Here is a 20,519-nt window from a genome sequence, read left to right as displayed (position 1 = left end):
CGCATGCCCCTCTCACCTGCACCTCAACCTGTTGCCAGGTTTGAGGTGCAGGATCCTTTTTAAGGATCAGAGAGGATACTTTGCCGTCATTTTGCTGGAACGTCCCCCCCCTGAATGGACCTCTCTTCTCTCCCTTCAGCAAGCCTTCGTGAGACGACCATGGAAGACCATACCCGACGAATTGACCAGTTGATCCCTTTGGCCAAACTGCAATCGACGCTGCAGCGTTTCTCCACCTCCGTTGCCTTAGGCTGCATAATCATTGATCCCAAGGGAGAGGTCATTCTCGAGGAAGATTGGCCCTGCTTTTGTAACAATCCGGCAACACGGCAGATTCCAGCTTGCCAAGGCTGTACTGAGCTCAAACATTTATTTGCCGGCAGGCTGCCAACCGATACAAAATCCTGCGTATTCACCTGCAAGAGCGGATTTCATGGAGTTGGCGCACCAATTATCATTGAGGGCCTGCATGTCGCCAGCATCTTTGCCGGTCTGTTTTCGCTCTCTCCCCCAGAACAAGAAATCCAGCCAACGACAGTCGCGGCAAAGCGGTTCGCCGAGCCGGCCGAGCATACCACCGCAGCCCACCTCCCTGTCTTTTCAACGCAGAGGTTGCAGCAGACCATCAGCCAGTTGGAACTTACCGCCGAGTTGCTAACTTCAATGGCGTATACTGTCCTGGTGGAACAACATGCCAACCAGCAGGTCCGGAGGAGCGAAGAACGCTTCCAAACTCTATTTGAGTCGGCAAGCGATGCCATCCTAATCATGGACGACATCGATAGGCGCGTTACGATTGTTGACTGTAATACCAAAGCGCTGGAGATGTTCGGGTGTACGCGTCAAGAAATGCTTGGCCGGTCACCCCGCGATTTCTCCCCATCGCTGCAAGCTAACGGGCAAACCTATGAAGAGCAAGAAACGCTCTCCATTGCAAAGGCTCTTCAAGGAGAGCCGCAGCATTTTGAATGGCTGCATTCCCGTTTCGACGGGACTGTGTTCCATGCCGATGTCAGCATGAACGCCACCGAACTCTCTGGGGGGCAGTCTATTCTGGCGATTGTCCGTGATGTCAGCCAGCGGAAAATGACGGAAACAGCCCTGCGGAAAAGTGAGTTCCGTTTCCGCTCCTTCTTCAACACCAATCCCGATGGAATATTGCTGATCGATTGCCAAGGGATTCTCCTCGACCTCAACCAAGCCTTCCTGCAGGAAAGCGGCTATAGCCCTGAGGATTGCATTCACAGGCATTTCAAAGAGTTTATTCCCACCGATGATCAGGTCAGGGTCGAGGGTGCCATTCTCGCCATCAAATCCGGTCTTTCGCACAGCGAGCCCCTGCATTTCTCCTATATTGCCAAGGATGGCACCATCGTCCCGGTCGCCGCCAAGGGATGGCTGGTGGTGGATGAAAAAAGCAGGCCTCTCTACATGGGGGTCTTTATCCGTAACCTGACCAAGGAACTGGCCCTGGCGACGGAAAAGGCCTCCCTGGAAAAACAGGTAATTCAGGCGCAGAAAAGCGAAGCCATCGGCACGCTTGCCGGGGGCATTGCCCATGATTTCAACAATATCCTCGGCGGCATCATCGGCTACACCGAACTGGCGCTCTATCGCAATCCCTCGGCCGTGGACGACAAAGTACGCGAATATCTCGAGCATGTCCTCGAAGGCGGCAACCGAGCCAAAGATCTGGTCCAGCAGATCCTTCGCTTCAGCAGGCACAGCAATGTGGCCATGGCCCCCATAAACCTAGCGCCGGTGATCAGGGAATCCATCCAGCTGCTGCGCTCGACCCTGCCGGCGACCGTGACCATCCGGCTTCAGCTTGATGTTGGCTGTGATCGGGTCCTCGGCGACCCCACCCAGATGCATCAAATCGTCATGAACCTCGCCACCAATGCCTGCCATGCCATGCGGGAAACCGGAGGATTACTGACCATTTCCCTGGAAAACATCACCTTGACCAGGCGGCGGCAATTTATGTCCATGACCATACCGCCGGGGCAGTATCTGCGTCTGAGAGTGACCGATACGGGTTCAGGAATAAAACCAGCGGTCCTGGAACGCATCTTCGAGCCGTATTTCACCACCAAGAATGTCAACGAGGGCTCCGGCTTGGGCATGGCGGTGGTGCGGGGCATTGTCAAAAACCACCAGGGGTTGATCGAGATTGAAACAAACCTGGGCAAGGGGACATGCGTGGACGTTTTTTTGCCGCTCACCCGGCGTTCCGCCGCAGAAAATACAGCTGCGAATCAGCCCCTGCCTCTGGGTCGCGGAGAACGGGTGCTCATTGTTGACGATGAAGCCTTTTTCCTGGAAGTGATCGAGGAATGCCTCAAACTGCTCGGATACCAGGTCACCGCCACTCAGAGTAGCCCCACCGCTCTCCAAACCTTTCAGGAGAACCCCCACGGATATGATCTTCTGATTACGGATCAGACCATGCCGGAAATGACAGGGGTGCAACTCACCCAAGAGATTCGGCGAATTAACAACACCATTCCCATCATTCTCTGTACCGGGTACAGTGAAACTGTTACCGAACAATCCGCCGGTTATTACGGTATTACAGGTTTCCTGATGAAACCTGTTAATGTCTCTGACCTAGCCAAAACAATTAATGAGATTTTCTCCCAAAAAAAGCAGGATGAAGCGCAGGAGGCTGTCACCCACATGCCCAATGTGTCGCGACGCGAAAAGGATTGATGGTGCCAAGGCCCTGCACGCTCCTTCCAGCGGGGATATTCCCGGTCGGCAATTTTCGACACTGCTTCTTCGCCGTTGCATTTAAGATGTCCTAGTCAGTATGTCTATTTCACGCGGTCACAACCCCTGGATTTGTCATTCCGAACGCCCGTGAGGCATCTTGCGATTTCTCCCGTTCGGTCGATATGACAAGCCGGAAAGTGTCAATTTAAAATAAACCGGGATTATCTCTTACGGGCAAAGGGATGAACGTACCCGATCCTCCCAGTTTCAGTCTCTTGGCCATACGCGCTCACCGGTTCAAGCAGGCAGGCGGGAGTTTGCCGCCAGAGGATTCCGACATGCAGGCCACGTATCATTTCCATGGTGATTTATCCCGTCTGCTCCGGCGCCGCTGGCGTGGAGACAACCCGATCATAGCGCCGGTCAGTCGCGCTGCCTCGATCAAGGATGTGATCGAAGCCTTCGGCTTGCCGCACACCGAAGTCCATGCAATCACCTGCAACGGCAGGCCGGTCGACTTTTCCTGGCCGGTCAGGGCAAGTCAGCACTTCGATATTTTACCGGCCGCCGCCCCCTGGGATCTGACACTCCCCACCCTACTGCGCCCCACTCCGTTAAACAGCCTCAAATTCATTGTCGATGTCAATGTCGGCCGGCTCGCCCGTTACCTGCGGATGGCCGGTTTCGACACGCTCTACCATCCTTCCTGGAAAGATCGGGATATCCTGCAGGCCTTGAGTCTGGAGCAGCGTCTCCTCCTCAGCCGCAACCTGGACCTGCTCAAAAGAAAGCAGGTAGTGTTTGGCCGAGCCATCCGGGCAAATTCGCCGCCTGAACAACTACGGGAAGTGCTCGATCTCTTTGGCATCGCCGCACTGCCTCATCCCCTCTCCCGCTGCCTCGAATGCAACGCCCTGCTCGATCCCGTGCCCAAAGCGGACATCCTTCACCGGCTTGAGCCGCTCACCATCCGCTATTTCGACACTTTTTGTATCTGCCGCCACTGCGATAAAATCTACTGGACCGGCAGCCATGTCGACAGGATGCGGCAGGTCCTGACCGGTTGAAAAATAAATTTAACGGCTGCCTATGAACTCGGCTCGAAAAAAAAATCCCCTGGGTGGGGGAGACAGCCGTTATAAATGACAACCTTTCCGGTCGCAGCATTTCAATCCACGCCTCCGCGCGGGGGGCGACAGATTACGTCCAGGTCGCCGGATGGTTGGGAAGCATTTCAATCCACGCCTCCGCGCGGGGGGCGACCGGGTCATGGTCGATGAGCACTGGGCCTTTGGCAAATTTCAATCCACGCCTCCGCGCGGGGGGCGACTTTCGCCGCCGCACTTGGATCAATGGGGGCGCGTATTTCAATCCACGCCTCCGCGCGGGGGGCGACGATACTCAATGGAAAAGGAAATTGTCGTTCATCAATTTCAATCCACGCCTCCGCGCGGGGGGCGACTAGCACTGTTGAATATCACAAATCCGATACGTTATTTCAATCCACGCCTCCGCGCGGGGGGCGACTGCTGCCGGGAACACCAGGGGCAGAAGCAAACGAAATTTCAATTCACGCCTCCGCGCGGGGGGCGACATCAGTGGTAGCAGATGGCTGGTATATAAAGTGATTTCAATCCACGCCTCCGCGCGGGGGGCGACCCCTCGCCATGGGAAAACCCGTCACCATAGAGCCAATTTCAATCCACGCCTCCGCGCGGGGGGCGACTATTCGGGTTCCGCTGATCCTTCGCCGGAAACGTATTTCAATCCACGCCTCCGCGCGGGGGGCGACAAGGCCATTCAGGTTGCCATGACTACCGATGCAGGATTTCAATCCACGCCTCCGCGCGGGGGGCGACCTTGCTTGCCCCTGGACCCCGCCAAGTTGCCACCATATTTCAATCCACGCCTCCGCGCGGGGGGCGACAAATACGGGAGTCCGGCAATGGGCGAGAGATGCTTATTTCAATCCACGCCTCCGCGCGGGGGGCGACCCCTTCCATTTTCATATATAGACAATACAGATTTATTTCAATCCACGCCTCCGCGCGGGGGGCGACGCTGGATGGTGATCAAGTCGCCAAATGATGGTATATTTCAATCCACGCCTCCGCGCGGGGGGCGACAACTCCTGTCTCGTCTCCGTTTTGGACTCCATCAATTTCAATCCACGCCTCCGCGCGGGGGGCGACCTTTTCCAGGCTCAGTCAATTTGACCTCAACCTTATTTCAATCCACGCCTCCGCGCGGGGGGCGACTTACAATGGTGGCCTGGACGTTTGGAGCTACCTATTTCAATCCACGCCTCCGCGCGGGGGGCGACTCTGTCTGTGACCGGGTTGCCTTCGGAGTCAAGTTATTTCAATCCACGCCTCCGCGCGGGGGGCGACCGAGGAAGATTGCCGAAGCGAACCCAAGGGCGAAATTTCAATCCACGCCTCCGCGCGGGGGGCGACTGTATCGCGGTCCTGATGATCGACGGCCAGAAGACATTTCAATCCACGCCTCCGCGCGGGGGGCGACGGGCAACCGTCTTCGACTACCGAGACAAGGCTGGATTTCAATCCACGCCTCCGCGCGGGGGGCGACTTTGCACAAGGGCCTTAACTGATGGAGTTAAGAAATTTCAATCCACGCCTCCGCGCGGGGGGCGACTGCTGATCCATAACCGTAGGTAGTGAAACAACTTTTCCTACATATTCCGCGAACACCCTCGGCGGAACCAAGCACAGACCTCCTTTTCTCGGCTCTATTTCTCGCAAAACCTGCTCCAGCACCGATCGCGATCCTCCCGGAATTCTATGGTTGCGAGAGGTTCGCGGACCAGTCTACACAATAAGCGGACCTTCCTGATCTAAACTTTCCTTAGCGCCGACATGTTCTACCCGGTTGCGCCAATTGGCCCCGAGATAATAGAATCGGAAACTGTCGGCATCCATATCGATCTCGTCGATCAGCAACTGGCGAATCCTGGTCCATTAGGCTGGGTCTACCACACATTCAAACACCGAAAACTGCTCCCGCTGGCCAAAATTACGACACACCTTGGCCACCCGCCGCAATCGCTTCGCGCCGCCGGGCTCGCTTGTACGCACATCATAACTCACCAAGACCATCATGGCCGGGCCTCCCGTTATTTCAAGATGACCGGCAGATAGCCATCGAGTTCGCCCCGAAGATACCGGGCTAACAGCAAGGCCTGAGTATAAAAAAAATTCCAGCGACATCTTTTCCTCCAAAAAAGGATGTATTATTTCTCAGCAATGTCCGGTTAAGATTTTGCAAGGAGGCGCCGTCGCGGTCTGTTTTCATATATATCCTTTCATTACAGGGAGTTATAAAAATGGCGCCACGCCCGTTCAAGTCAGGAAAGTTAACCGCTCACAGCTACAAACGCTTCTGCCCTCCATTACATTTGGCCCTGGAGCGCATTCCAAAACTCAAATCCCGGAGTAATAGAGCCTGTCGCAGAACTATTGACGGGATATTTCAGTCTCAGGCCTCAAGCGGGTCTCTCTGTAGAAGAGTGTTGCTTGTAGTCTCGTTTGCTCTCTCGAGACTTGCCATAGGCCACGCTTTTGCCTTTCAATAATGATCGGCTGGCGATTAAAAGCGCCTTCTCCACCATTTTTCGTTGCTCATTGATCATCCATATGCCGCCATGTACAGTTTGCGCAGGTTGAAACAGGCGCAAATCAGCGACCACTCCGACTGCACCGCATCCAGGCCACGGCGAAGAAAGTCCCGGCACCCCATGACGCTCTTAATCTGCCCAAAGACCGGCTCCACCGTCTGGCTGCGCAACTTGTAGACGGCCCGCCCATCCTGGGTTCGCAGCTTGCGCGTCATGCGCTGCTTCGGGGTGATGTCGTCAGGGATCCGGCCCTGGGGAGAACCTTCCGCCTGGTGCGCCTGCGCTTCTCGCAAACGGCTCGCCGTGGCGATGAACAACCCAGGGCCGTCCTGCTCCAGCTCGGTTATATCAAGCTGGTCATGCCAGTACCCGCCTCCGCTGCCAGCGCCTGGGGACGGCCCTCGATCCCGGCAGCTTCCAAGGTGGCCTCCAGCACTGCCAACATCGGCTCCAACTGGTGGACGTCGTTCTCCTCCTGGGTGATATCCGCGCTGACTATACATTGACCCGCCGTCACTATCGCCTGGGCATTGAAGCCCTGCACATGTCCCTGACGGGTTTTCATAATCCGGCTCGCAGGGTCAGTAGGGTTCGCCTTGCGATCATGGTTGATCACCGCTTCTGGACTCGCCGGTTTGCGGCCGGGTTTCTTCTTGCCACTCTGCTGCTCCTCTTCCGCTCTTTTGCCCAGCTTCTCCTCCTGTACCAAGCGCTCTGCTGTCGCCGCCAGCTCAAGGCGTTCCTTGGCCTCCTGCAACCGTGTCAGGCGCTCGCGCTTGCTGCGCAAGTCAGGGGGCAGCTCATCGCCCTGGCTCTCTTTGCCATGCCGCGCATATTCGGCAGCATCCGCCGCCTTCATTTCCTTGTGCATCTTCACGATCTCCTGCTCCAGATGCGCGAGCGTTCGGTTGGCCGCCAAGGATCCATTGGCCTGCATCTTGGTCCCATCCAAGTAGACTTTGCCCACTTTGGCCAAGCCCGCCTCATGACAGAGCGACAGCACCTGGGCAAACAGGTGGTTGATCGCTTCCTCATGAGACGGCTGCGGAAACGGGCAAAGGCGCAGTGATCGGGTCGGATATTGCCGGTCAGACATCGAAACGGCACTTGATCTTCGCAGGCCTTGGCGATCCGCCGAGACGAGCGAATGCCAAGACACCAGGCGTACAGCAAGGTGGCCAGCATCATCTGCGGATCATAAGGAGGGGCGCCTTCATCGCGCCGTAGGCCGCGTAAAACTGCCCCAGATTAAAATGCTCCACACAATCCCAGAGAAATCGGGCAAGGTGATCTTCCTCTACCCACTGGTCGATCGAGATCGGCAGCAGATGCAGTTGACTCCGGTTGGGCTTGTGAAATCGGCGATGCGTGGCTTTTCCCTTCGGCAGATCGAGAAACTGAAAACATCAACTAATATCATTAATTCAATAACATATATTGAGCCTTATTGCATCGGTTCTGCGACAGACTCAATAGACCGCTGCAAATGGAATTTGAAGACCAGCTCCATGCGCTCATCTATTTTCACCTGCAGGAGCATACCTCCGGCAGGCATCTGCTCCAATCCCTGGAAGAAGATGCCTTTGCCCGTGAGCATATTGCCCCGAAGAAAGGTATTGCCAGGAGTTCGTTCTTCGAAGCCATGAACGAACGTGGCCTCGAGCAATTCCTGCTGGTCTTTGAAGCATTGCAACAGCAGGCTAGCAAGGTTCTGCCCGACAAATACCCCGAATTGGGTCAGTTGGTCGCCGTCGACGGTTCATTGATCGACGCTGTCCTTTCCATGGACTGGGCCGACTACCGCAAAGGCGCCAAAAAGGCCAAGACCCATATCGGCTTTGACCTCAATCGAGGTATTCCCCGCACCATCTTCCTCACCAACGGCAAAGGCGGAGAGCGTCCTTTTGTCAATCGGATCGTCCAGCCTGGGGAAACCGGGGTGAGCGACCGGGGATACCAAAGCCATCACGACTTCGATCAGCTCCAGGCAGCGGGCAAGCACTGGTTCTCCTTGGCCGGGAAGGAATCAATCAGACGCAAACCCCGCTGCGCCTGGTCGGCTACACGGTCGGAGGCAAGACCTACTGGGTTGCCACCGATCGCTTTGATCTCACCGCCGAACAAATCGCCCTGATCTACAAGCTGCGTTGGGACATAGAAACGTTCTTTGCCTGGTGGAAGCGGCACCTCAAGGTCTACCACCTCATTTCGAGAAGCCGCCATGGCCTGATGATCCAGATGCTTGCTGGCCTGATCACTTATCTCCTGCTCGCGATTTATTGCCATGAACAGCATGGCGAACCGGTCAACATCCACAGAGTCCGTCAGTTGCGCAACCAGATCCTCAATGAATCTCGATTGGAGCACCCCCCTCAATGAGTTCTGTTGCCCTTTGCTTTCAGCGCTCTGTTGTTGCAGTTGCTGTTTCCGTTTTTGTGCTTGCATTTGCATGTCATCCAGCGTCTCTTTCCTTTTCATCTCCTGCTGTTGCTGTACCTGATCCTCGTTAAGATTTTCGTTAACCCCGGAATTATTGTTAGCGGCTAGCCGATGGCTTATGGCCCATGATCTGCGCAACGATACCTACAGGCATTTCTGCCCATTCGCTTAAAACAAGAAAGGCTCCTGAATATTCAGGAGCCTTTCTTGTTATGTGTACAATGCTGATATTCTTTACCTTCTCATCTTACATCTTAAAGGTGCCGTCCTTGTGGTTGGTAATCGTGGCATCAAGAAAACGGACTTTGTAACCTTTTTCTTTAAGAACATTATAGGTCATTTCAGAACGAGCCCCGGTGGAACAATACAAGATCAGTTCCTTGTCTTTCGGAATCTCGGCGAGGCGGTCGCTTACGTCACCGGCAGGGATGTTGATCGCACCTTTGATCTTGCCCGTTTCCTCAACCTCTTCCGTGTTGCGAACGTCAATGATCTGGCTATTGGCCGGAACATTCTTAGCCAAAGAGTCAAACTCGGCAGCCGAAATAGTTCCAGCCTTCGGTTTTGGAACGTAGACTACTTTATGCGACAGCTTGCCAGATTCCACCGGATACTTAGCTGTTTGCCAAGCGTCAAAGCCACCGATAAGCACCCGTGGTCCTGGGTAGCCTGCTTTGATAAGTTTCATTGCCACTATATCGGCACTTCCATCCCCTTTTGCATCATAGACAACAATAGGGGGTTTCATTTCCTTTTTCGGGAATGACTTCAGTGCTTTTTCTATATCTTTTTCCGGGATGCTCACTGCGCCCTTGATGTAGCCTTTCTTGGTTTCTTTGTCATTTCTGACATCAAGCAATACGAATGACAGTTCTTTGTCGAGCCACGCCTCTTTGAGGGCCTGTGAATTCAGGGTGTTAGAATTACGCTTGTTCCACTCCGGCATGCCTTCGAGGAATACTTTGACATTGGTGTAGCCGATTTTCTCTGCCTCACGGGCAGATGAAGGACTAAGCGCTCATGTGACCCCCGCGCAGTAGTAGACAATCAGTTCATTCTTGTCCTTGGGGAGCTTATCGAGATTTTTCTGAAAGGCTGGAAAGGGGATATTAGTAGCGGTCGGGATGGCTCCGTCCTGAAACTTCAGCGGCGGACGGGCATCGATAAGGGTGTATTTCTCTTGTCCGGCAATGAGTTTTTCTACCCCTTCGACACTTATTCTCTTTTCCGCTGCAACGGTCATTTTCGGTTTGATAGAAATTTCAGATATATTCTTGGAACCATTGAGAGCCTCCATATAAGCTACCCGGACTTCACTCCCCTTTTTGATGTCGCGCAGGGATTTTTCGACGTCGCCTGGTGTTGAGCCATTGACGATCGTCAGTTTGTCCTCGTCAAACTTGACCAGTTCTGTGGTAGCATCCAGCTTGAGTTGAATTACCTGCGACTTCATCGAAACGTCATCAAAAAACGCCCGCATTTGCCCATCCTCTGGCGCATGGCAGACGGCACATGATTTGACGTCCTTTGCTTTTGCAGGCGGCGCTTGATCCGCAGCCAACGCTGCCGACGCTAGCATCAGCGAAGCTGCAGCTAGACCGGCAAGCCTTTCTCTTGGTTTACTCAACCTCATGATTTCCTCCTCCTTTCGTAGTTTCCTGCCCTGACGATCTTGTCTTCTTGAAATGTCTATGTGCACAAAATAGCACTGTTGGTTGAGCACATAGTCAATGGATGCCGGATACCCGTTCTGCGAAACGAGAGCGGATCATGCATCAATCGTTTGGTTATTAGCAAAAGGCATGCCACTCAGTTGAAGAAGGCAGGAGAGCCGAGAAAAAGTGTTGGTGGGAGGATTCAGTCGCGGAGGAGAAGACCGTAGCGGTGCAATCGGTTCCAGACTGTCACCCTGGAAACGCCGAGTATTTTTGCCGCCATGGATTTGTTGCCTCTGGCTTGGGTCAAGGCCTGGAGTAATTCCTGCTTTTTTTGTTCGTCGTCGGCAATAGTGGCTAGAGACGGGGCGGTCGCCTGGGTAAGAAGATCTGGCGGTAAGTGGGAAGGGTCGATGTGTCCGTCGGTGCAGGTCACAAAGGCGTAGGTGAAGGCGCTTTTCAGTTCGCGGATATTGCCTGGCCAAGGGTATCGGACCACGGCACGCATGGCCTCAGGGGAAATGCCAAGAATCTGTTTGTTGCTTTTCAATTGTAGATGGCGGAAGAAATTCTCAGCCAGCAGGGGAATATCCTCAGGCCGCTTGCGCAGGGGGGGCAGCTCAATGGGTAACACATTGATACGATAATATAAATCTCTGCGAAAAACCCCCTTTTCGACCAATTCCCTAAGATTCCGGTTGGTGGCCGTGATGATTCGCACGTCGACCGGGATGGGTCGGTTGTCACCGACCCGTTCGATGACTTTCTCTTCCAGGACCCGAAGCAGCTTGACTTGGATAGAGTGAGGCAACTCACCGATTTCGTCGAGAAAAATATCGCCACCGTGGGCCGCCTCAAAACGCCCCTGCCGGTTTTGATACGCGCCGGTAAAGGCCCCTTTAACGTGGCCAAAAAGTTCGCTTTCCAGCACAGATTCGTTGAGCGCGGCGCAGTTTACCTGAATGTAAGGTTGGTTCTTTCTATCCGAATGGAGGTGAATGGCTTTGGCTGCCAGTTCTTTACCGGTGCCACTTTCCCCGAAAATGAAGGCAGGAGCATCGGAGGCTGCAACATTGACCAGAAGGTCGAAGGTACGGCGGATGATTGTCGACATCCCAACCATCCCGTAAAAGGTATCCTCAGCTTGCAGGTCGTGGCGAAATGCCGCGATCTGACTTTCTTTTTCCATCAGCTCGGTGACATCCGCCCACGTCTCGACTGCCCCGATTGTAACGCCGCCTTCATTGCGCAAAACCGAGGCGTTTTTCATGGCATGTACAAGACTGCCATCTTTTCTGGTCAAGTGGCATTTACGCATTGAGACCGTACTATTGCGGAAAAGCAAACACCAATGCTGGTTGGTGGAATCGTAAATCCTCTCACAACTGCTGCACTTCAAGATCGAGCAGTTGCAGCCGAGAAGTTCGTCGCGTTCATACCCGGTCATTTCAGTGAAGGCCCGGTTAACCGAGACGATGATGCCGCCAGGGTCGACCATCATGACTCCATCATGAATGATATCAACAACTGTTTCCCAATAACAGCTTAGGGTTTTGTCCTCCATTGAAGCTCCCCCTGCATAGTGTTTAAACATATGTTTAAACACTATACAGAAATTGAACGAACGAACAAGCAGAAAACTGCCTCTAGATTTATTGTTGGGTGCAAACGACCGTAATCCGCAATCTTCGAGGATAAGTAATACCGCAGCTTTTGGGGATCGTATTCATTATTCTATCTTGGCTGCGACAACTAATAACGTTCATTTTTGCTTTTCAAAATGAGCTCGACAAAAATTTGCTATCTATTAAATTCCACCTCATTTATTGGCGATTGCCGTAAAAGGTATTTTATTTAACGTCATAATATTTCATAGCTATTTTAAACCAGCACAGCGTAGATCGCGTAAACGAGCAGCACCAGGAAATGCAGGCCATAATAGTTACTTTTCGAAATAATGCCTTCAAAGTCGCGTGTATTGAAAAGGTGGAGCACGTAGTTACTGGAAACTGCGCCGATACACATCAAGGCCAAACATATCGAATAAATCGCTGGTGCAGAGATCGAAAAGTGCAGGTGTGCGAGATTGAACCCGAATTGTCTACCGAATGTAGGTAAGACATTTCCTATGTTTGCAAGGAAGTAATCAAGGCGGTAGGCCAACTCTCCGGTAAAGGCGAGGGGCACCAAGACCGCTACCATCGGCGAGAACTTTCCGAACAAAGGGTCTTCGGTTGTATTGAAAAGATATGCTCCAATCCGGATGACGAGTAAGGCGAAGAGAAACCCCAGACCTAGCAACATGGTGAAAGCCAAGGTGTTCGATCCGAAAAACCATTGCTCAACGGTACCATACGAGGAGGAGTGCTGAATGAACCTTGCCAGTTGAGAACCAATTAAAAAGGGAATGATATAAGAACAGGTTATATAGCGCCCCTTATTGATGACAAGTTCAACAAAGGGATTCCTCAGATTCAGGCGAGGACTATCCTTTTCGCAGAGATACAGGCAGCGTCCGCACATGAGGCAATCAATATTATTTCTGATGTTGAAGGTGCCAAGATAGACAGGGCACCCCGCCGCATTAGCTGTCCCTTTTTTACAGGAAAACGATCTGCAGGTTTTGCACTTCCCGAGATCGGGCCGTAATTCGATCATGGATAATGTCGCTGCCGCCCCGATAATTTTTCCCATTGGACAGAGATACCGGCACCAGGACTGGCCTCTGAAGAGAGCCCCCATTACCGAGGCCCCGAGGAGAATACTTAAGAGGAGCAAGGCGGTGCCGAACGGCCAATTCTTCATGTTCGTTACCGATTCTGCCCAAATGATAAAGGCCAAAAAGGCAAGGGCAAAAGATGCACGATATTTTGTCAAGAAAACAGGAGGTTCACGATTGAGACTTAACCCCAGCGTCTGCAAAATGCGCCCGACACCAGGAAAGGGGCAGATTCCGCACCAGAATTTGCCCAAGAAAAACCAACTCATGACCACGCTTACCCACCATACCCCCCAGGCCAAGAACAGCGAGACATTGCGGGAATGGTCTTGAGGTCCAAAAAGACCCATAAGGATGATGATACCGAAGGATATATCGCCAAAGGTGCGGAGGTAGAAGAGGTTGTGGCGATTGCTATAGAATTTCTTGATCGCAGGAAAAACCTCAAAGAGATCAACACGTGCCTCTTCATCATAGACTAACAGGACCTTTACGACCTCTCTGATGCGTTTAAAAAGCTGCATATTAGCTCCGGAGACACAACCGAGTGCTTTCAATAAATGTTTATATATATCAATGAGTTATCTACTTATGAGCGATTATGAACATAAACACCTTGATCAGCATATACTGTTTGAACGATAGCCACCTTTAGGTGGCCTCAGGTTTTCAATCGCTTTGAACGGTTCAACAATCCACCGGCTTTGCCGGTGGTATCTTTAGTAACTGACCTGAAATGTCCTGATAAACTGGCGATCAATACGATCTTTGAGATAAAAGGCGAGTTTTCCGGAAAAGGTGATAAACCCTTTGGACAAAATCCCCTCGCCTTCTCCCAGGTTGTAGATGAGCAGGTATTTGCCTCCTGGGTGAAATTTCTCCAAATGTCCACCCTCCAACGTAGCCAGCAGGTTTCTGTAGAGGATCGGGTTCTGCCGAACGGCATAGACTCCGACCTTATCCAGCGGCTCGGCTTCAAAATAGATGCAGTCGCCGCCGCCAAAAATATTTGGATGGTCGACCGACTGGAGATATGCGTTAACCCGCAGCCCTCCATCCGGCCCGACAGGTAAACCGGACCGGGTAAAAATCGGCGACGGCTTGACACCGACAGCGTGGAAAATAATATCGGCTGCATACTCCTGGCCGTTCTCTAAAACAATCCAGCGGTTCTCTATCCGCTTCACATAACCGCTTTGGATAATTTCCACCCCTTTCCGCGAAAGCATGATCCTGGCGATCCTGCGAATTCGCTCGGGCCTTCCAGGCAGAAAATTCCGTCCGCCAAAGATCCGAATCGTCGGCAGGGTTACCGCCTTCTGCCGGCACAACTGATGGATATTTCCGGCAATCTCAAGAGATGACGGGCCGCTGCCGATAACGGCAATGGTGATCTTTCCGCCTGCGGCGCACTCGAGTATTCTTTTTTGCGCAACCAGCAGTTCCTCGATAGGCTTGGCGGTAAAAATGTTTTCCGTATTCCCTTGCAGTAGTTCCCTTGGAACATAGGAGCCTGCATTACAGGAAAGGACGTCATAAGCAATTGCTTCTTCCGATCCCTCCAGATAGACGACTTGCCGATCGGGATCGATCCTGTCGGCCTTGCCGAGGACAAACCGCCCTCCCCCTGCCTCAACAAGCTTTCGGGTCGCAAATCGGATATCCTCCGGCGTGTAGGTTCCGCCAAGCATGCCTGGCCCCATGCCGCTGTAATAGTGGTATTCCGACGGCTGTATAACGGTGACTCCGTACCCCTTCTTGATAAAAGCGCCGAGGTTGGCAAGGGTGACCATGTGGGCATGGCCGCCACCGATAAGAAGAAGCTGCTTTTTCATCTCGCATCCTGATGTCGATCAATATATTCGCTCAATCTCGCCATATGACTGCGTTCTTCCTCGGCAATCTGTAGGAGGACTTTCCGGAACCCTTCATGCTCCTTGCTGCGTTGCGCCGCCCGCGAATAGAGATCCAATGCTTGAGCTTCAATGGCCAGTGCCAATCCGAGCACTTCGGTTTCGGACTCAAGATCGGTCTTGTAGAGTTGGAGATACTCTTCGGTGGTCAGTCCACCTTCCATGGCCGGTTATGCAATTATTTTTGCGAAGTCTTCCAAGGAAATATCAGCGTCCGTCATCTCGGCATGCAGCTTAACCAGACGCTGTTGATGAAGGATTTCGATATCCGCCAACATGCCAAAAAGAGCTTTTATCGACGCATTTGTCACTCTTTTCTGCATGGAGGTGTAAAAATCCCGCAGTCCCGTCTCGAGGCTGAAACCTGTAACGATGGCTTCCTCGGTGCTTGTTTCCCGTGAAAAGAGGTGCAGGCCTACATCTTCCGGGCCCACGGCGACCTCTTTATTCCATGCCTTGATCCCACCGGACAGATTGTATGTTTTATCGAAACCTTTTCCTGCCAGCATCTGCGCAGCAACCCGGCTGCGGCCGCCGATGGCTCAATATATGACTATCGGTTTTTCTCGGTCGAGTTCATCCAGACGTCTCTCCAGTTCTCCAAGCGGAATAAGTTTTGCTCCCGGTAGCTGGCTCCTTTCATATTCCTTGTGTTGTCGCACATCGAGGAAGGTCACATCGCCAGTTGGGTACTGTTGCACAAGTGCATGCGCCTCTTCCCAGTTGATGGAAGAAACCGGGGTGAAAAATTGCAGCCACTTCATAGCTTGTCCTTCCACGGTAGATTTTTTTTACCAGGTTATCTTAAACGATCTCCTGTTTCCCATTGCGCATTCATTTCCAATATAAGAGAAATTGTTATTTTTCAAAAATGAAAAGTTCGGCACCAGCGGCACACCCGATGGCTTGAATTGTTAGCGTTGTTTTTTTGCAATTTCCTTACCGGTCACTACAAAAAAAGCTTCCTTTTGATATTTCGGTATCCAGAAAACGAGGTTCTTGCATTCCCCTTTGGCATGACTTGGGCTTTGGCCTTCGTGCAGAGGAAAGTCTCCTCTTCTAGAACTTTAATCGGTTCAGCTTTGAGTGGCTTCCCTATCCTCCCTGAACTGGCAAACTTTAGGAGTTCAACAGCAGAGCCGGTGGTTTAAATGGTAAGTATTGATATTTTGCGTATCCATTACATACTTTTTTTTCACCTATTGTAATCCTCCCTGCATGTGTTCATAATAAAAACCATTTTTCGAAGCATGACGCACGGCTGACTGCACCAATGTTGACGGTATCACTATTAAAATCATCCTCAACAATGGAACATTAGACAGCGCAGCATAGTACCGACGGTTCGACAAAATTTTGTCCTTCAGGGAGGCACGGTGGCTTCGTATAAAGGAGTACAGGGTGCGCTGGTGGCGCTGGAAGATTTCTTTAAGCGACGCCTGCCTTCAGAACTGAGCGAAGAACCGGTCAGCGCGACGGTTTCATTGCTCGGCAGTGCCGACATCGCGCAAACCCTGTCCGGCAACTTGCTGGGTATTTACCTGCACCGCATAACCATCGACCCCCATGGGCGCACACGTAGTTTCACCCAACAGGGAATCTCGCAGAACGGCCGTCAACACGAGCTTCCCGTCAACCTCCATTTCCTGTTGATTGCCAACGCCACCAGCGCCACGGTCGAGGCGGACCTGATGGCATGGGCCATGGTGGAACTGGCGAACAACAGCCAAATCGATATCTCTCATATACAGGATATTGATGACGAATGGGGTCAGCACGAAACCCTCAATATTTCCCCCGATGAAATGAGCACCGAAGATCTGATGCGGATTTGGGATGTGTTCGAATCCCCCTACACCAGCACGGTGCCCTTTGTAGCGCGCACAATACGGCTACGCCTAAAACCGCAACGCAGCTCCGGCCCCGATGTGATCACACGGGTCTTTCCCGAAGGTTCGTTATGAGTTCCTTAAAGGTGTTGGAAACCAACATCCTCCATGCCAGTGACGTGATCTTCTGGCTCGACGGCACCACTGCCGAAACCCCGTCTGACATGCTCCGCATTGCCCAGCCCCTGGCCCTGCAGCTCACCACCCGTCCCCGTGATCTGCTGGTCGTACACGGCAGCGGCAAGACCGCGTTCATGCGCCGCCCCGGCATCCCAATTATTAATGGCAGCGCGACTGCTGCGGACAAGCAGCGGCTGGTGCAGCCCACCTTTGCGGTTGCAGGCATCGTCAGCGATCCAGAAGGGCGCTATATTCCACGCCGGTTCAGCATTGTTGCCGGCAATGGCGTCGGCCATGGACTGGTGGTGTATCCAACCCCTCTTGGCACCCGAATCAGTCCTGCCGGTGGACTGATCGGCACCTTGCGTTTCAACGGCAGCAATGCGCCGGTTTCCTGGGCACGGTTGACCCTGGTCGTCACCAACGCAGTGGGGTCCACCCTGTCGTTTTGCTGCCAGGCCAGTAAAACCGGCGATTTCATGCTCCCGTTGAACCGGTTGCCGCCGCTGCCGGAAGGTATCGACAATTACTCGGCCCAACTCAGAATCGAAGCGCTGGCAGCCGTCAACGCCGACAACCCCATTGATCCCGCCGATCTGGTAGCTATGGATCTGGGAGAGATTGACCAGGACAATCAATTTTCCAGCCCCATCGGTTTGACCATAGTACCCGGTGAGCTTCGTTTGATCCGATCTTCGAACAGAGACCATGTAGCAGTTCAACCCTGTTGATTTTCAACGCAAAGGAGGAGACCATGCCTGAATATCTAGCGCCGGGTGTGTTTGTGGAAGAAGTCAGTTTTCGTGCCAAATCCATTGAAGGCGTTGGTACCAGTGTCGCCGCAGTGGTTGGTCCTACCCGCTTCGGACCGTTGCGGGGCAAGCCGGAGGTAGTCACCAGTATGGGTGAATTTACCCGTATCTATGGTGACGTGCAGGACTTGACCCTCGGCGGCACCGCAACACTCAACCACACCGCCATTGCAGCCAAGGCCTTCTTTGATGGCGGCGGCAAGCAACTGTTCGTCTCCCGGATCGGCAACTTCGCCACCCCGACAACCGGTTTTGCCTCTGTCACTGACAGTGCCGGCGGGGTGACTTTCCGCAGCCGTTTTCCAGGAACCATGGGTAATTGCACCCTGGAAGTCGAATGGAGGGATAGCGAAAACCTGTTAAAAAAGGACGTGGTGTCGGCACCCGCTGTCGGTGAAGTGGTCTTTATGGAAGTCACCGGCCTGACCAATGCGGTCCGCGCTGCCGGCGATGCCGTTGCCGCCCGCTGCCCTGACGACCGTTTCCCCATGGGTATCCGTGCCGTGGTACGACGGGAAGGCGATCATTATGTTATTGTAGACAATTTGTGTGCAATCGACGCTGCTGACGACACCCCCACCACCGGCACCCAATTACGCCCTGAAGCTGCAACCGACGGCGACGATGGCTTTCTGATGACGGCTGGCCTGGTGAACAATGCCAACACCACGGTGCGTTTCACTCGGGTCACCACCAAGCAGCCCACCAGTGGGGTGCTCACCAATGGCACGTCGGCGTGTCTGACCCTGAGTGCGGTCACCGATCTGAGTGCTTTCACCGGCGGCGACTGGGGCACCAATACCGCGATTTATGGTACCATCAACGTTAACAACAACGAGTTCAGTGTCAGTGCCAATCCAGTCAATCCCGGCGTCACCGCATTCAGTTTTCCCCTGGCGGCGCTGGCTGCTGCCCCCAACAACGTCCGCGCCATCATGGTGCAGCGCACCTTCGACATCGCTGTGCGCTCCGGCGGCGCCAAGGGGCAGGTTATCTACACCTACGGTAACATTTCATCTGCTCCCACCGGCAGCAACAGCCTAGCCACAGTCCTGGCGGTGCAGCCGGAAAAGCACTACGACCAACTCACCAGCCCGATCAGTTGTGAACTCGATGTGGGTATCACAGGCGATGACGTCATGGACGCACTGATGGAATTGTTCGACGATGCCGCCATGAATCCCACAGGTATCTCCATTGACGGCCCCCGCTACCTGATTACCCTCAGTGGCGGCACTGACGGCGATGTACCTGCCGCCATCCATTACGGGGGTGTCAGCGACGAACTCAACGGCAGCACCGGTTTTGTTGCCCTGGAAGATATCGAAGATGTTTCCATCGTCATGACCCCTGCCGCTGCCGCCGATGCCACCCATCATCAGGCCATTGTCGCGGAGATGCAGAAGCATTGCCGCAAGATGCGCTATAGGGTCGGTATTGTTGACAGCCGCAAAGATATGACCCTGGCGGAAGTACGCGATTTCCGCAGTAATTTCGACGACAGCCGCCTGACCCTGTATTACCCGTGGGTTGTAATCGCCGATCCACGAGGCATCCTCACCACCATCACCGTACCCCCTGCCGGGTTTATTGCCGGTGTCTATGCCAATACCGATGTCCAGCGCGGTGTGCACAAACCGCCGGCCAACGAACCGGTCATCGGCGCCCTGCGTTTCAGCCAGGACATCAACCGCTTCCAGCAGGAACTGCTCAACCCCGACGGCATCAACTGCCTGCGTTCTTTTCCCGGACGCGGACATCGCGTCTGGGGCGGCCGTACCCTGTCCAGCGATCCGGAGTGGAAATACGTCAACGTCCGCCGTTATTTCCTTTACCTGGAACGATCCATCGACAAATCCACCCAATGGGTGATCTTTGAACCCAATGGTGAACCGTTGTGGGATAACGTGCGCGCCACGGTGGAGAGCTTTCTCTACAATGAATGGCGCAATGGACGGTTGCTGGGCAGTGAAAAAACAGCCTACTTTGTCCGCTGCGACCGCGGCACTATGACCCAAAACGACATTGATAACGGCCGCCTGGTGTGCGAAATCGGGGTGGCCGCACTGAAACCCGCGGAATTTGTGATCTTCCGTATCGGCCAGAAAACCGCTGACGCCTGATCAACGCTAACAACCAAGTAACGAGGATGGGAATATGGCTCAATTTCGTGAAACGCCCTATGGCGTATTCAATTATCTGGTGAATCTGGGTGACGGCAGCGAAGGGGAAATCCAGGGCGGTTTTTCCGAGGTATCGGGCCTCAACGCCGAGATCACCGTGGCAGAATATCGTGCCGGCAATGCCAAGGTAAACTATGTCAGCAAAATTCCGGCCATCCACAAGGCAGGAGACGTCACCCTCAAGCGAGGCGTCATCGGTGCTGACAATATCTACAACTGGCTGGATCAGATTCGTGCCGGGGATGTCACCGCCAAACGGGACGTGGTCATCAAACTGCGCAATGAAGATCCTTCAAGCACCAGCGCGGTCGTCACCTGGAAGCTGGTGAACGCCATGCCGATCAAGTGGACCGGCCCCACCCTTACGGCCAAAGGCGGCAGTGATGTGGCCATCGAGGAACTGGTTCTGTCGGTCGAACACATCGTGCAAAGTTAAGCGG

General features: G+C 53.5%; 13 protein-coding genes, 3 pseudogenes and 1 CRISPR repeat array. Of the genes and pseudogenes, 7 read left to right on the top strand and 9 right to left on the bottom strand.

Annotated features, from left to right (window positions below; all coding sequences use genetic code 11):
- The first annotated feature begins 159 nt into the window (after nt 1-159).
- Complete coding sequence (locus ACHZCX_RS01605; RefSeq protein ID WP_319585491.1) at nt 160-2,712, top strand: PAS domain S-box protein; 2,553 nt, start codon at nt 160-162, stop codon at nt 2,710-2,712.
- Between the two features lie 341 nt (nt 2,713-3,053).
- On the top strand, nt 3,054-3,782 hold the full coding sequence (locus ACHZCX_RS01600; RefSeq protein WP_319585490.1) for a Mut7-C RNAse domain-containing protein: 729 nt from the start codon (nt 3,054-3,056) through the stop codon (nt 3,780-3,782).
- 98 nt (nt 3,783-3,880) lie between these two features.
- A CRISPR array of direct repeats spans nt 3,881-5,370; the repeat unit is 32 nt; unit sequence ATTTCAATCCACGCCTCCGCGCGGGGGGCGAC.
- 173 nt (nt 5,371-5,543) lie between these two features.
- Here ACHZCX_RS01600 and cas2 read toward each other — a convergent pair.
- The 4 genes and pseudogenes from cas2 to ACHZCX_RS01580 all read right to left on the bottom strand — a co-directional run bounded on the left by cas2 (nt 5,544) and on the right by ACHZCX_RS01580 (nt 7,534).
- Nucleotides 5,544-5,834, bottom strand: a pseudogene (gene cas2, locus ACHZCX_RS01595) (CRISPR-associated endonuclease Cas2).
- A gap of 526 nt (nt 5,835-6,360) precedes the next feature.
- Nucleotides 6,361-6,642: a transposase gene (locus tag ACHZCX_RS01590; protein ID WP_319585487.1), complete on the bottom strand. Its 282-nt coding sequence runs from the start codon at nt 6,640-6,642 to the stop codon at nt 6,361-6,363.
- Nucleotides 6,643-6,692: 50 nt separating this feature from the next.
- Nucleotides 6,693-7,220, bottom strand: coding sequence for a hypothetical protein (locus ACHZCX_RS01585; RefSeq protein WP_394708735.1), 528 nt, complete (start codon nt 7,218-7,220; stop codon nt 6,693-6,695).
- Between the two features lie 2 nt (nt 7,221-7,222).
- Entirely contained in the window at nt 7,223-7,534 is a 312-nt protein-coding gene (locus tag ACHZCX_RS01580; RefSeq protein ID WP_394708754.1) for a transposase, read from the bottom strand.
- Nucleotides 7,535-7,823: 289 nt separating this feature from the next.
- Between ACHZCX_RS01580 and ACHZCX_RS01575 the strand changes: the two are divergent.
- Nucleotides 7,824-8,713 (top strand): annotated as a pseudogene (locus ACHZCX_RS01575) (transposase); the annotation flags it as partial.
- A gap of 322 nt (nt 8,714-9,035) precedes the next feature.
- Here the strand turns inward: ACHZCX_RS01575 and ACHZCX_RS01570 are convergent.
- The 5 genes and pseudogenes from ACHZCX_RS01570 to ACHZCX_RS01550 all read right to left on the bottom strand — a co-directional run bounded on the left by ACHZCX_RS01570 (nt 9,036) and on the right by ACHZCX_RS01550 (nt 15,839).
- Entirely contained in the window at nt 9,036-10,367 is a 1,332-nt protein-coding gene (locus ACHZCX_RS01570) for a rhodanese-like domain-containing protein (protein WP_394708753.1), read from the bottom strand.
- 278 nt (nt 10,368-10,645) lie between these two features.
- On the bottom strand, nt 10,646-12,007 hold the full coding sequence (locus ACHZCX_RS01565; protein ID WP_319585484.1) for a sigma 54-interacting transcriptional regulator: 1,362 nt from the start codon (nt 12,005-12,007) through the stop codon (nt 10,646-10,648).
- Between the two features lie 317 nt (nt 12,008-12,324).
- Complete coding sequence (locus ACHZCX_RS01560) at nt 12,325-13,686, bottom strand: 4Fe-4S binding protein (protein ID WP_319585483.1); 1,362 nt, start codon at nt 13,684-13,686, stop codon at nt 12,325-12,327.
- A 195-nt stretch (nt 13,687-13,881) separates the two neighbouring features.
- Nucleotides 13,882-14,997, bottom strand: coding sequence for an FAD-dependent oxidoreductase (locus ACHZCX_RS01555; RefSeq protein WP_319585482.1), 1,116 nt, complete (start codon nt 14,995-14,997; stop codon nt 13,882-13,884).
- A pseudogene (locus ACHZCX_RS01550) lies at nt 14,994-15,839 on the bottom strand (rhodanese-like domain-containing protein). Before ACHZCX_RS01550 ends, ACHZCX_RS01555 begins: the two are co-directional and overlap by 4 nt.
- 612 nt (nt 15,840-16,451) lie before the next feature.
- On the opposite strand from ACHZCX_RS01550, the gene ACHZCX_RS01545 reads away from it, so the two are divergent.
- Genes ACHZCX_RS01545 through ACHZCX_RS01530 form a run of 4 tightly spaced genes read left to right on the top strand, consistent with a single transcriptional unit; the run spans nt 16,452 to nt 20,515 of the window.
- Nucleotides 16,452-17,039 carry a DUF4255 domain-containing protein gene (locus ACHZCX_RS01545; protein WP_319585481.1) on the top strand — a complete coding sequence of 196 codons (588 nt, stop codon included), beginning with the start codon at nt 16,452-16,454 and terminating at the stop codon, nt 17,037-17,039.
- On the top strand, nt 17,036-17,815 hold the full coding sequence (locus tag ACHZCX_RS01540) for a hypothetical protein (RefSeq protein WP_319585480.1): 780 nt from the start codon (nt 17,036-17,038) through the stop codon (nt 17,813-17,815). Before ACHZCX_RS01545 ends, ACHZCX_RS01540 begins: the two co-directional genes overlap by 4 nt.
- 23 nt (nt 17,816-17,838) lie before the next feature.
- The gene (locus tag ACHZCX_RS01535; protein ID WP_319585479.1) at nt 17,839-20,019 is read left to right on the top strand and encodes a phage tail sheath subtilisin-like domain-containing protein; all 2,181 of its coding nucleotides are present in this window, start codon (nt 17,839-17,841) and stop codon (nt 20,017-20,019) included.
- 34 nt (nt 20,020-20,053) lie between these two features.
- On the top strand, nt 20,054-20,515 hold the full coding sequence (locus ACHZCX_RS01530; protein ID WP_319585478.1) for a phage tail protein: 462 nt from the start codon (nt 20,054-20,056) through the stop codon (nt 20,513-20,515).
- Nucleotides 20,516-20,519 lie beyond the last annotated feature (4 nt).

The sequence above is a fragment of the uncultured Desulfobulbus sp. genome (assembly GCF_963662935.2).
In the GTDB taxonomy this organism is placed as follows: domain Bacteria; phylum Desulfobacterota; class Desulfobulbia; order Desulfobulbales; family Desulfobulbaceae; genus Desulfobulbus.
Note: the sequence above shows the minus strand (reverse complement) of the source record. Positions and strands in the feature narration are given on the sequence as shown.

What these genes read in the sequence shown, in the direction of transcription:
- ACHZCX_RS01600 (WP_319585490.1), top strand. Translation starts at nt 3,054, where the DNA reads ATGCAGGCCACGTATCATTTCCATGGTGATTTATCCCGTCTGCTCCGG.
- ACHZCX_RS01565 (WP_319585484.1), bottom strand. Translation starts at nt 12,007, where the DNA reads ATGGAGGACAAAACCCTAAGCTGTTATTGGGAAACAGTTGTTGATATC.
- ACHZCX_RS01585 (WP_394708735.1), bottom strand. Translation starts at nt 7,220, where the DNA reads ATGCACAAGGAAATGAAGGCGGCGGATGCTGCCGAATATGCGCGGCAT.
- ACHZCX_RS01560 (WP_319585483.1), bottom strand. Translation starts at nt 13,686, where the DNA reads ATGCAGCTTTTTAAACGCATCAGAGAGGTCGTAAAGGTCCTGTTAGTC.
- ACHZCX_RS01535 (WP_319585479.1), top strand. Translation starts at nt 17,839, where the DNA reads ATGCCTGAATATCTAGCGCCGGGTGTGTTTGTGGAAGAAGTCAGTTTT.
- ACHZCX_RS01540 (WP_319585480.1), top strand. Translation starts at nt 17,036, where the DNA reads ATGAGTTCCTTAAAGGTGTTGGAAACCAACATCCTCCATGCCAGTGAC.
- ACHZCX_RS01580 (WP_394708754.1), bottom strand. Translation starts at nt 7,534, where the DNA reads ATGCTGGCCACCTTGCTGTACGCCTGGTGTCTTGGCATTCGCTCGTCT.
- ACHZCX_RS01555 (WP_319585482.1), bottom strand. Translation starts at nt 14,997, where the DNA reads ATGAAAAAGCAGCTTCTTCTTATCGGTGGCGGCCATGCCCACATGGTC.
- ACHZCX_RS01605 (WP_319585491.1), top strand. Translation starts at nt 160, where the DNA reads ATGGAAGACCATACCCGACGAATTGACCAGTTGATCCCTTTGGCCAAA.
- ACHZCX_RS01530 (WP_319585478.1), top strand. Translation starts at nt 20,054, where the DNA reads ATGGCTCAATTTCGTGAAACGCCCTATGGCGTATTCAATTATCTGGTG.